At 71.7% G+C, this 11158-nt stretch carries 10 protein-coding genes and 1 pseudogene; 6 read left to right on the top strand and 5 right to left on the bottom strand.

The annotated features are described in order from the left end of the window. The 3 genes and pseudogenes from ACZ7H1_RS24310 to ACZ7H1_RS24300 form a co-directional block, all read right to left on the bottom strand. Positions 1 to 778 (bottom strand): annotated as a pseudogene (locus tag ACZ7H1_RS24310) (sugar-binding protein); the annotation flags it as partial. A gap of 145 nt (positions 779 to 923) precedes the next feature. Then, positions 924 to 1274 (bottom strand): thioredoxin, encoded by a 351-nt coding sequence (trxA, locus tag ACZ7H1_RS24305; protein WP_470789549.1) that lies wholly within the window; start codon positions 1272 to 1274, stop codon positions 924 to 926. Positions 1275 to 1293: 19 nt separating this feature from the next. Beyond that, positions 1294 to 1746: a MerR family transcriptional regulator gene (locus ACZ7H1_RS24300; protein ID WP_470789547.1), complete on the bottom strand. Its 453-nt coding sequence runs from the start codon at positions 1744 to 1746 to the stop codon at positions 1294 to 1296. A gap of 126 nt (positions 1747 to 1872) precedes the next feature. Here ACZ7H1_RS24300 and ACZ7H1_RS24295 point away from each other — a divergent pair, with 126 nt between their 5' ends. After that, positions 1873 to 2781, top strand: a complete 909-nt coding sequence (locus ACZ7H1_RS24295; protein ID WP_470789545.1) for an NAD-dependent epimerase/dehydratase family protein — start codon at positions 1873 to 1875, stop codon at positions 2779 to 2781. An 87-nt stretch (positions 2782 to 2868) separates the two neighbouring features. Here the strand turns inward: ACZ7H1_RS24295 and ACZ7H1_RS24290 are convergent, their stop codons facing one another. Next, positions 2869 to 3459, bottom strand: coding sequence for a TetR/AcrR family transcriptional regulator (locus ACZ7H1_RS24290; protein ID WP_470789543.1), 591 nt, complete (start codon positions 3457 to 3459; stop codon positions 2869 to 2871). Positions 3460 to 3478: 19 nt separating this feature from the next. Between ACZ7H1_RS24290 and ACZ7H1_RS24285 the strand changes: the two genes are divergently transcribed. Continuing rightward, the gene (locus ACZ7H1_RS24285; RefSeq protein WP_470789541.1) at positions 3479 to 3991 is read left to right on the top strand and encodes a DUF6463 family protein; all 513 of its coding nucleotides are present in this window, start codon (positions 3479 to 3481) and stop codon (positions 3989 to 3991) included. A gap of 184 nt (positions 3992 to 4175) precedes the next feature. After that, positions 4176 to 4802, top strand: a complete 627-nt coding sequence (locus ACZ7H1_RS24280) for an XRE family transcriptional regulator (protein ID WP_470789565.1) — start codon at positions 4176 to 4178, stop codon at positions 4800 to 4802. Between the two features lie 166 nt (positions 4803 to 4968). Here ACZ7H1_RS24280 and ACZ7H1_RS24275 read toward each other — a convergent pair whose 3' ends face one another. Continuing rightward, positions 4969 to 5994, bottom strand: a complete 1026-nt coding sequence (locus tag ACZ7H1_RS24275) for an ATP-dependent 6-phosphofructokinase (protein ID WP_470789539.1) — start codon at positions 5992 to 5994, stop codon at positions 4969 to 4971. A 273-nt stretch (positions 5995 to 6267) separates the two neighbouring features. Here ACZ7H1_RS24275 and pta point away from each other — a divergent pair, with 273 nt between their 5' ends. The 3 genes from pta (at position 6268) to pyk (ending at position 11113) form a co-directional block, all read left to right on the top strand. Further along, a complete protein-coding gene (gene pta / locus ACZ7H1_RS24270) occupies positions 6268 to 8382 on the top strand; it encodes a phosphate acetyltransferase (protein ID WP_470789537.1) in 2115 nt (704 codons plus the stop codon). 31 nt (positions 8383 to 8413) lie between these two features. Beyond that, positions 8414 to 9619, top strand: coding sequence for an acetate kinase (locus ACZ7H1_RS24265; RefSeq protein ID WP_470789536.1), 1206 nt, complete (start codon positions 8414 to 8416; stop codon positions 9617 to 9619). 63 nt (positions 9620 to 9682) lie between these two features. Continuing rightward, positions 9683 to 11113, top strand: a complete 1431-nt coding sequence (pyk, locus tag ACZ7H1_RS24260) for a pyruvate kinase (RefSeq protein ID WP_470789534.1) — start codon at positions 9683 to 9685, stop codon at positions 11111 to 11113. Positions 11114 to 11158 lie beyond the last annotated feature (45 nt).

The raw sequence follows: 11158 nt of genomic DNA, 5'->3' as shown, positions 1-11158 counted from the left end.
TCTTCGACTTCTTGTCGGTGAAGAGGACGCTGCCGTCGGCCTGGGGCTGAACCTTCAGACCCTTGGTCTTCAGCGGCAGCGTGTACGAGAAGCCCCCCGCGGGCTTGGCCTTGACCTCGACGAACTGCTCGAACCCGGTACGGGTCGCCTCCACGACCACGTCCGCACCGGGCACGGCGTTCACGTAGGTGGCACGCGTACCGTCCAGCACGGGCTTGGGCAGACCGCCGCGCCACTGCAGCGTGATCTGCTGGTCACCCTCTCCCAGCGTGACCAGATCCGTCGCCGCAGCGGCCTGCGCCGCCTTCAACGACGCAGCCTTCGCACCCGACTTGCCCGCCAGCCGCAGACCGCGCGGATGCGCCTTCGGCTCGACCGAGCCGTCCGCCTGCGCGGCCAGCTCGACGTTCACATCGCGCCACTCACCGGTCGCCGGCTCCTGGAAGCGGACCGGACCGCCGGCGATCTCGGACGTGAGCGAACCGTCCTTGTTCACCCACGTCGTCGACGTCTCCGTACGCTCCGACAACGCCTCCACCCGCTTGCCCGACAGCCGGGCGGCGACCCGCGCGGACGGGATGTCCTTGGCCTGGGTGGGGGCGGACGGCTTCGCGTCCGCCGCGTTCTGCTGCTCCTGGTCAGCGGCGATGGCCACGCCGGTGGTGTCCACCAGCCCGGCCGCCAGGACCAGGGCGGCGGTTCCTGCGATGTAACGCAGGCCGCGCCCCGGCCACGGCCGTCCGCGCTCTTGTGCGGACAACTGCTCTTCTCGTTCCATTGCCCCTCAACTGATCACGTGTTGACGCTGGATCACAGCGCTGGAGCGAACGTAACCGGGGCTTCCGCTTACCAAATCCGGCCAAGATCACTTAACTCGCATCAACCGGTCTGGACCAATGCTGTGACATGCGCCACTATCGGGATCAAGGGGCAACCAGCATCTCGCCCAGCGCCTCTCCGAGCTCCTGGAGGAGCCTGCGCTTGGGGCGGGCGCCGACCATCTCGCGGACGGGCTCGCCCCGGCGGAAGACCAGCAGGGTGGGCATGGACAGCACTCCGTAGCGGGCCGTCGTGCCGGGGTTGCGGTCCACGTCCAGCTGGACCACCTTGATCCGGTCCGCCTGCTCGGCCGCGACCGCGCCGAGCACGGGGGCGAGCTGGCGGCAGGGGCCGCACCAGTCGGCGGTGAACTCGACGAGGACGGGGAGCTCCGCCCTCAGCACCTCCGCCTCGAAGGTCCCGTCGGTCACTTCGGCCACTCCTGCTGCCTTCATCGGTCCGTCTCCTTCGTCGTCATGCATGTCGGTCGTCTTCATCGGGTCCGTCCGGCTGGGCGAGTGCGCAGCGCGGCGCCGGGGCGTCCGGGGCTGCGGCCTCCGCGGCGAGCTCGGCCGTCGCCCGCTCGGCGAGCGCGAGCTGCCGGGACACCTCCGTCCGCACCTGTGTCAACTGGCCTATCAGTTCGTCCAGTTCGGACAGCTTGCGGCGGTAGACCATCAGCGAGGCCGGGCAGGAGTCCCCCGCCGGGTGCCCGGCGCGCAGGCACTCCACGAAGGGACGCGTCTCTTCCAGTTCGAACCCGAAGTCCTGGAGGGTCCGGATCTGCCGGAGCAGCCGGAGGTCGCCCTCGTCGTACGTGCGGTGCCCGTTCGTGTCGCGGCGCGCGGAGAGCAGCCCCCTGCTCTCGTAGTACCGCAGGGTGCGGGTGGTGGTCCCGGCCTTCGCCGCCAGCTCTCCGATGCGCATGGCCCGACGCTAAGCCTTGACGTCGGCGTCAGGGCAAGGCCGCTTGCGGGAACACCGCGGTGGGCCGCGGTGCTTACAGGGGCGACAGGAAGATCACTCTTACGGCGACGGCGGGGGAAGACGGCCATGCGCGAGGTCTGTGTCATCGGCGGCAACCGGTACTTCGGCAAGCGGCTCATCGAGCGGCTGCTGGCGGCGGGCGACCGGGTCACGGTGGTGAACCGCGGCTCGGCGGCCCCGCCGGCGGGGGCCGTGCACCTGGTCGCCGACCGCGACGACGAGCCTGCACTGCGGGCGGCCCTCGGGGACCGCTCCTTCGACGTGGTGATCGACCAGGTCTGCTACACGCCCGTGCAGGCGGCGATCGCCCGGCGCGTCTTCGAGGGGCGGACCCGGCGGTACGTGATGACCTCGACGATCGAGGTGTACGCGCACCTGGACGCGGACGAGCCGGTCGGGGAGGACGCCGTGGACCCGGCCGGGGTGCCGGTGGACACGGGCCTGCCGTGGGCGGACGGCGCGTACCGCGACGCGCACTACGGCGAGGGCAAGCAGCAGGCCGAGGCGGTGTTCGCGGCGGCGCCGGCGTTCCCGTACGTCTCGGTGCGCACGGCGCACGTGCTGGGCGGGGCGGACGACTTCACCGGGCGGCTGGACCACTACGCGCAGCGGATCCGGGCGGGCGAGCCGGTGGTGGTCCCGGCGGTGAACCGCGCGTCGACGTACGTGTACGTGGAGGAGATCGCGGACTTCCTCTTCTGGGCGGCCGGCCAGGAGTTCACCGGGCCGGTGAACGCGAACGCCCACGGACCGCTGGGGACGGAGGACGTCTGCGCGGCGGTGCGGGAGGTCACCGGCGGCACGGTGTCCTTCCGTACGGCGGCTGACGGGGAGGAGGCGTCCCCCTTCTCCTTCGGCCGCGGGTACGGGATGTCCAACGCGCGCGCCGAGGAGCTGGGCTTCCGCTTCGGGCACACGGACGCCTGGCTCGCGCGGGCCGTCGCCGAGACGCTCGGGGAGGACCGGGCCGCATAGCCGGGCCCCGGCACACACCGGAAGCCCGAGCCGTCAGTCCTCAGTCCTCAGTCCTCAGTCCTCAGCCCAGGCGTCAGCCGTCAGCCGTCAGGTCTCGGCCGTCAGACCCGCGTACGCCACGGCCGCGATCCGTGCGGCCAGGTCCGGCGACGGCGGCTCGCCGAGCAGGAAGATCCAGGCGAAGGCGGTGCCCAGGACGGTGGCGTGGACCAGGGCGGGGTCGGGCGGCGACGGCAGTTCGCCGCGCCGCCCGGCCCGCTCCAGCAGGGCCGCCACCTCCGTGCGCTCCCCCGCGATGAAGGTGTGCTGGAAGCGTTCGGAGATGGCGGGGTCCCGCCGTATGTCGGCGAGCAGGCCGGGGGCGGCCGGGGCGAAGACGGGGTCGGTGAACGCCGCGAGGACCACCTGTGCGAGTCCGGTGAGGTCCCCGCGCAGCGATCCGGTGTCGGGCAGCGGCTGCATCTCGCGGCCGTGGACGAGGGCGGCGAAGACCAGTTCCCCGCGCGAGGCGTAGCGGCGGTAGATCGCGGCCTTGCCCACGCGGGCGCGCGCGGCGACGGCGTCGACCGTGAGCGCCGCGTATCCGGCCTCCGCGACCAGTTCCCGGACCGCCGCACGGACGGCGATGTCGACCCGGCCGTCCCGGGGTCGGCCGAGGGCTTGCTTCGAGGGCTCCACGCGTCCATCATACGGAACTATGAGTATCGGAACGAGCAGTGCCGAAAAGAGCGCCTCCGACTCCCACCCCGACGCGGCCGACCCCCGCCGGCACCGGCCCCTCCCCGCCGTGCCGCCGCGCGCCGCGGCCCTGAACGCCTGGGCGGGACGCAGTGCCGCCGCGATCGGCGTCGTCCACATCGCCTTCTTCGCCGTCACCACCTGGTCGCGCTGGGACGACTGGGCCCGCGGCGAGCTGCACGGCGCGAAGGGCGGGGCCGCGGCCAACGCCGCTTCGCTGGCGGACTTCTGGGCCCTGCCGGGCGGCTTCGGCGTCCCGCTGGTCCTGCTCGGCCTTCTCGTCGCGCACATGGCGCGGACCGGGCAGCGCGTTCCGGCGTACGTCGGGTGGGGTATGGCAGGGTGGGTCTTGATCGACAGCTGGGTCCTGCTGCCGTCGGGCTTCCTGCTCGGGCTGATCCCGGTGGGCCTGCTCCTCGCCGCGGCCCGCCTTGACCGAAAAGCTACCCGCGGAGATCATGGCGCCGCGTAGGGTTACCGGACGGTCGCGGGGAAAACCGCCCAAACCGCCAGCCATCCTAGGATGTTCCTACGAGTTGTGAGCTTGGTCGAACAGACCGTAGTCGCCGGGGCCCGGCCACTTCTAGCGTGTGCTCGTGCACCAGAGCCCCCCTTTCAATGCCCCCGCCGCCCGCCGCCTGCGGGCGGCCCTGGGCATGGCGCCCGGCCACGTCGCCTACGGGCTCAGCGCCCAGTACGGGATCCAGGTCACCCCCGAGACCGTGATGGCCTGGGAGCGCGGCGAGTCCTCGCCGAGCGCTCCCGAGCTGACCGCGCTCGCGGGGGTCCTGTGGTGTTCCCCCGGAGAACTGCTCGCCGAGCCGACCACCCTGCGCGAGCACCGGATCGCCCGGGGACTCAGCGGCGAGGACCTGGCCCGCCGGGTCGGACTCGATGCGGGCGCATACCAGAAGATGGAGGACTCGGGGCGCTGGAAGGGCAACGAACGCCAGTCGGCCGCGCTCGCCCAAGTGCTCTCCCTCTCCCTGCCCGCCTTCGTCATCGCGACCGGCAAGGAAGAGGAGCTCGCGGAGCTGCTGCGCAATGCGGTGACCACGCGCTGGCAGGCGTACACCAAGCCGCTCGCCAAGCTGCTCCCGGTGCCGAAGCCGCACCTGGAGCGGGTGGTGGAGCGGCTCTACGACGAGTACCAGTCCCGCATGGTCGCCACGCTGAGCTGGGGCGGCGGCGGGGGTCAGGCCGCCAGCGGGGACTCGGGGCGCGAGTACCTGACGCAGATCGTCGAGCGCTTCTGGCAGCTCGCCGGCGACCCCGGGCAGTGAGGACGCTCACCCCGCCGACCCGCCTGCGGGCCCGGTGCGTCCGGAATGCGAACGGCCCCGGCCCCTCCGTCAGGGAGGGGCCCGGGGCCGTTCGGCGCCGGACGGGGGCCGCAGGTCCCGTCGCACCGGGCCGTTCGGCCTGGTGCACGGCGTGCGGGGCGCGGGGTCAGAAGACCGACTCGGCCTCGTACATGCGGTCCTCCGGGACCGTCTTCAGCTCGGTGACGGCCTCCGCCAGCGGTGCCATCACGATGTCGGTGCCGCGCAGCGCCGTCATCTTGCCGAAGTCGCCGCGGTGGGCGGCCTCGACGGCGTGCCAGCCGAAGCGGGTCGCGAGCACGCGGTCGTACGCCGTCGGCACACCGCCGCGCTGGACGTGGCCGAGGATGACCGGGCGGGCCTCCTTGCCCAGCCGGCGCTCCAGCTCGACGGCGAGCCGGTTGCCGATGCCGGCGAAGCGCTCGTGGCCGTACTGGTCGATCGCGCCCTTCTCGTACGGCATCGAGCCCTCGGCCGGGTGCGCGCCCTCGGCGACGCAGACGACCGCGAACTTCTTGCCGCGGGCGAAGCGTTCCTCCACCATCTTGACCAGGTCGTCGACCTCGAAGGGACGCTCCGGGAGGCAGATGCCGTGCGCGCCGCCCGCCATGCCGGACTCCAGGGCGATCCAGCCCGCGTGACGGCCCATGACCTCGACGACCATCACGCGCTGGTGGGATTCGGCGGTGGTCTTGAGGCGGTCGATGGCCTCGGTGGCGACCGTGACGGCGGTGTCGAAGCCGAAGGTGCGGTCGGTGCAGGAGATGTCGTTGTCGATGGTCTTCGGTACGCCGACCACGGGCATCCCGGCCTCCGAGAGCATCCGGGAGGCGGTGAGCGTGCCCTCGCCACCGATCGGGATCAGCACGTCGATGCCGTAGCGCTCGGCCAGGGCGTTGGCGTTCTCCGCGGCCTCGCTCAGCCGCGCGCGCTCCATGCGGGCGGAGCCGAGGATGGTGCCGCCGCGGGCCAGGATGCCGCTGACCGCATTGATGTCGAGGGGACGGAAGTGGCCGTCGAGGAGCCCCTTGAACCCGTCCTCGAAGCCGATGACTTCATCGCCGTGGCCCACCACGGCCCGGTGCACGACCGACCGGATGACAGCGTTCAGGCCGGGGCAGTCGCCGCCTGCGGTGAGAACTCCGATACGCATCGTGCTGTGTCTCCTGCTCCTGGGGGCGTACATATGCGGATGTACTGGGTGTAGATGTCAAGCCTGTCCGATTGTTCCACGGGGCCCGGTCCGGGCGCGCTTTGTGCTGCTCCGCCCGAAAGGCCTTTGGACCCTGCCGAACAGGCCTTTCCTCCGGCGGGCGCCCTATCCACCCGCGGAGGTATTGTCAAGAGGGCAAGCCCACACCAACGGGGAATTTCGACTCACAGACCCGCTGCCGGACAGGCAGGCGAACAAGGACGGAGAGCACGCGTGACGCGCAGCGTGTACGTGACCGGTATCGACCGGGGGGACGGCCGGCAGGTCGTCGAGCTGGGGATCATGGAGCTGCTGGCCCGCCAGACGGGCCGGGTCGGCGTCTACCGCCCGCTGCTGCACGACGGGCCCGACCGGCTGTTCGACCTGCTCAAGGCCCGCTACCGGCTGGAGCAGGATCCGGCGACCGTGCACGGCATGGAGTACCACGAGGCCTCGGCGCTGCTCGCCGAGAAGGGCGCGGACGAGCTGGTCTCCCGGCTCGTCGACCATTACCACCGGGTGGCCCGCGACGCCGACGTGGTCCTGGTGCTCGGCACGGACTTCGCCGATACGAGCCTGCCCGACGAGCTGGCGCTGAACGCGCGCCTCGCCAACGAACTGGGGGCCGTCGTCGTGCCCGTCGTCGGCGGCACCGCCCAGACCGCCGAGTCGGTCCGCGCCGAGGCCCGCAACGCCCACCGCGCCTACGAGTCCCTGGGCTGCCAGGTCGTCGCCATGGTGGTCAACCGGGTGGCCGCCGAGGACCGCGAGGTCATAGCCGAGCGGCTCGCGGCCCGCCTCCCCGTCCCCTGCTACGTGCTCCCCGACGACAAGACGCTGTCGGCGCCGACGGTCGCCCAGATCACCCAGGCCCTCGGCGGCGAGGTGCTGCTCGGCGACGAGGCGGGACTGGCCCGCGACGCCGTGGACTTCGTCTTCGGCGGCGCGCACCTGCCCAACTTCCTGGGCGCCCTGACGCCCGGCTGTCTCGTGGTGACCCCCGGCGACCGCTCCGACCTGGTGGTGGGCGCCCTCGCCGCGCACGCCTCCGGCACCCCGCCGATCGCCGGCGTGCTGCTGACCCTCAACGAGCGCCCCTCGCAGGACATCCTGACCCTCGCCTCGAAGCTCGCCCCGGGGACCCCGGTGGTCTCGGTGGCCGGCAACAGCTTCCCGACCGCGGCCGAACTCTTCGCCCTCCAGAGCCGGTTGAACTCCGCGACCCCTCGCAAGCTGGAGACCGCCCTCGGCCTCTTCGAGCGGCACGTGAACACCACCGAGCTGCGCGACCGGATCTCGGTGACCCGCTCGACCCGCGTCACCCCGATGATGTTCGAGCACGAACTGCTGGAGCAGGCGCGCGCCGAGCGCCGCCGGGTCGTCCTGCCCGAGGGCACCGAGGACCGGGTGCTGCGCGCCGCGGACGTCGTCCTGCGCCGGGGCGTCTGCGACCTGACCCTGCTGGGCGACGAGCAGGCCGTCCAGAAGAAGGCCGCCGACCTCGGCATCGACATCTCGGGCGCGCAGCTCATCGACCCGCTGACCTCACCGCTGCGGGAGCGGTTCGCGGAGTACTACGCGAAGGTCCGCGCCCACAAGGGCATGACGGTCGAGCTGGCCAACGACGTCGTCACCGACGTCAACTACTTCGGCACGCTGATGGTCCAGGAGGGCCTGGCCGACGGCATGGTGTCCGGCTCGGTGCACTCGACGGCCGCGACCATCCGCCCCGCCTTCGAGATCATCAAGACCCGCCAGGGGGGTACCTCCCAGGGCGAAGCCTCTGGGGGAGCGGCGATCGTCTCGTCCGTCTTCTTCATGTGCCTGGCCGACCGGGTCCTCGTGTACGGGGACTGCGCGGTGAACCCGGACCCGAACGCCGAGCAGCTCGCCGACATCGCCGTCCAGTCGGCCGCCACCGCCGCGGCGTTCGGGGTCGAGCCGCGGATCGCGATGCTCTCGTACTCCACCGGCACCTCCGGCACCGGCGCGGACGTGGACAAGGTCCGCAAGGCCACCGAGATCGTCCGCGAGCGCCGCCCCGATCTGCTGATCGAGGGCCCGATCCAGTACGACGCCGCCGTCGAGCCGTCGGTGGCCGCGACCAAGCTGCCCGAGTCCGAGGTGGCCGGCCGGGCGACAGTGCTGATCTTCCCGGACCTCAACACCGGCAACAACACGTACAAGGCCGTGCAGCGCTCCGCCGGCGCCGTCGCGGTCGGCCCGGTCCTCCAGGGTCTGCGCAAGCCGGTCAACGACCTGTCGCGCGGCGCGCTGGTCCAGGACATCGTCACGACCGTGGCGATCACCGCGATCCAGTCCCAGTCCCCGGGCACGCCCACCGCCTGACCCTCTCCCCGACCAAGGAAAGACCCCCAACGTGACCGCAACGCGCGTACTCGTCCTCAACTCCGGCTCCTCGTCGGTCAAGTACCAGCTGCTCGACATGGCGGACCGGTCCCGCCTCGCCGCCGGCCTGGTGGAGCGGATCGGCGAGGAGACCTCCCGGCTCGTGCACACCCCGCTCCTCGCGGGCGGCGCCAAGCGCGAGCAGCTCGGCCCGATCGCGGACCACGGGGCCGCGCTCAAGGCCGTCGCCGCGGAACTGGCCGCGGACGGGCTGGGGCTGGACTCGCCGGAGCTGGCCGCCGTCGGGCACCGGGTGGTGCACGGCGGGACCCGCTTCACCCGGCCGACCGTCATCGACGACGAGGTGCTGGCGGAGATCCGGCACCTGGTCCCGCTGGCGCCGCTGCACAACCCGGCGAACGTGACCGGCATCGAGGTGGCGCGGTCGCTGCGCGCGGACATCCCGCAGGTGGCGGTCTTCGACACGGCCTTCCACGCGACGATGCCGGAGTCGGCCGCCCGCTACGCGATCGACGCCGCGACGGCGGAGCGCCACTCCATCCGCCGGTACGGCTTCCACGGCACCTCCCACGCCTACGTCTCCCGGGCCACGGCGGCGCTGCTGGGCAAGGCCCCCGAGGACGTGAACGTGATCGTGCTGCACCTGGGCAACGGCGCCTCGGCCTCGGCCGTGCGCGGCGGGGTGTGCGTGGACACGTCGATGGGGCTGACCCCGCTGGAGGGCCTGGTCATGGGCACCCGCTCGGGCGACCTCGACCCGGCCGTGGTCTTCCACCTGGCGCGGGTGGGCGGGCTGTCCGTCGACGAGATCGACACGCTCCTCAACAAGAAGAGCGGCCTGCTGGGGATGTGCGGGGACAACGACATGCGGGAGATCCTGCGCCGCGCGGGTGAGGGCGACGAGGAGGCGCGCCTGGCCTTCGAGACGTACGTGCACCGGCTGAAGAAGTACATCGGCGCCTACTCGGCGGTGCTCGGCCGGGTGGACGCGGTGACCTTCACGGCCGGGGTCGGCGAGAACGCGGCCGCGGTGCGCGAAGCTGCGGTGGACGGGCTGGCGGAGCTGGGGCTCGCACTCGACCTGGAGGCCAACGCGGTCCGCTCGGACGAGCCGCGGCTGATCTCCGCCGAGTACGCGCGGGTGGCGGTGGCCGTGGTGCCCACCGACGAGGAGCTGGAGATCGCCACCCAGACGTACGCGCTGGTTACCGGGTAGTCACTTGGACTTTCCACCAGACGGAATATTCCGCTACGAAACAAACCCGATAGGATCCGCTTCATGCGCCGTTCCAAAATCGTCTGCACGCTGGGCCCCGCCGTCGACTCGCTCGAGCAGCTGAAAGCTCTCATCGAGGCCGGTATGAACGTGGCCCGATTCAATTTCAGCCACGGTTCCCAGGCAGAGCACCAGGAGCGGTACGACCGCGTCCGCCAGGCCGCACGGGAGACCGGCCGGGCGGTCGGCGTGCTCGCCGACCTCCAGGGCCCCAAGATCCGTCTGGAGACCTTCGCCGAGGGCCCCGTCGAGCTGGTGCGCGGTGACGAGTTCACCATCACCACCGAGGACGTCCCGGGCGACAAGTCCATCTGCGGCACCACGTACAAGGGCCTGCCCGGCGACGTGTCCACGGGCGACCCGGTCCTGATCAACGACGGCAACGTCGAACTGCGGGTCGTCGAGGTCGACGGTCCGCGGGTCAAGACGATCGTCGTCGAGGGCGGCGTCATCTCCGACCACAAGGGCATCAACCTGCCCGGCGCGGCGGTGAACGTCCCGGCCCTGTCCGAGAAGGACGTCGACGACCTCCGCTTCGCGCTGCGCATGGGCTGCGACATGGTCGCGCTGTCCTTCGTGCGCGACGCCAACGACGTCAAGGACGTCCACAAGGTGATGGACGAGGCGGGCCGCCGGGTCCCCGTCATCGCCAAGGTGGAGAAGCCGCAGGCCGTCGAGAACATGGAGGCCGTGGTCGCGGCCTTCGACGCGGTCATGGTGGCCCGCGGCGACCTGGCCGTCGAGTATCCGCTCGAAAAGGTCCCGATGGTGCAGAAGCGCCTCATCGAGATGTGCCGCCGCAACGCCAAGCCGGTGATCGTCGCGACCCAGATGATGGAGTCGATGATCACCAACTCGCGGCCGACCCGCGCCGAGGCCTCCGACGTCGCCAACGCCATCCTGGACGGCGCCGACGCGGTCATGCTGTCGGCCGAGTCCTCCGTGGGCGCGTACCCGATCGAGACCGTGAAGACGATGTCGAAGATCGTCGTCGCGGCCGAGGAGGAGCTCCTCTCCAAGGGCCTCCAGCCGCTGGTCCCGGGCAAGAAGCCGCGCACCCAGGGCGGCTCCGTGGCCCGTGCGGCCTGCGAGATCGCCGACTTCCTCGGCGGCAAGGCGCTCATCGCCTTCACGCAGTCCGGTGACACGGCCCGCCGTCTGTCGCGCTACCGCGTGACCCAGCCGATCCTGGCCTTCACCACGGACGAGAACACCCGCAACCAGCTCACGCTGAGCTGGGGCGTCGACTCGTACGTCGTCCCGCACGTGGACAACACCGATGCGATGGTGGACCTGGTGGACGGCGAGCTGCTCAAGCTCCAGCGCTACAACAGCGGCGACACCATGATCATCACCGCCGGCTCGCCCCCCGGCGTCCCCGGCACGACCAACATGGTCCGCGTGCACCACCTGGGCGGCGGCGAGCGCGACTGACCGCGCTGCCCCGCCGTACATCTGCCGCACAGACGCCGAGGGCGG

This window comes from Streptomyces sp. NPDC037401 (assembly GCF_055602345.1).
Note: the sequence above shows the minus strand (reverse complement) of the source record. Positions and strands in the feature narration are given on the sequence as shown.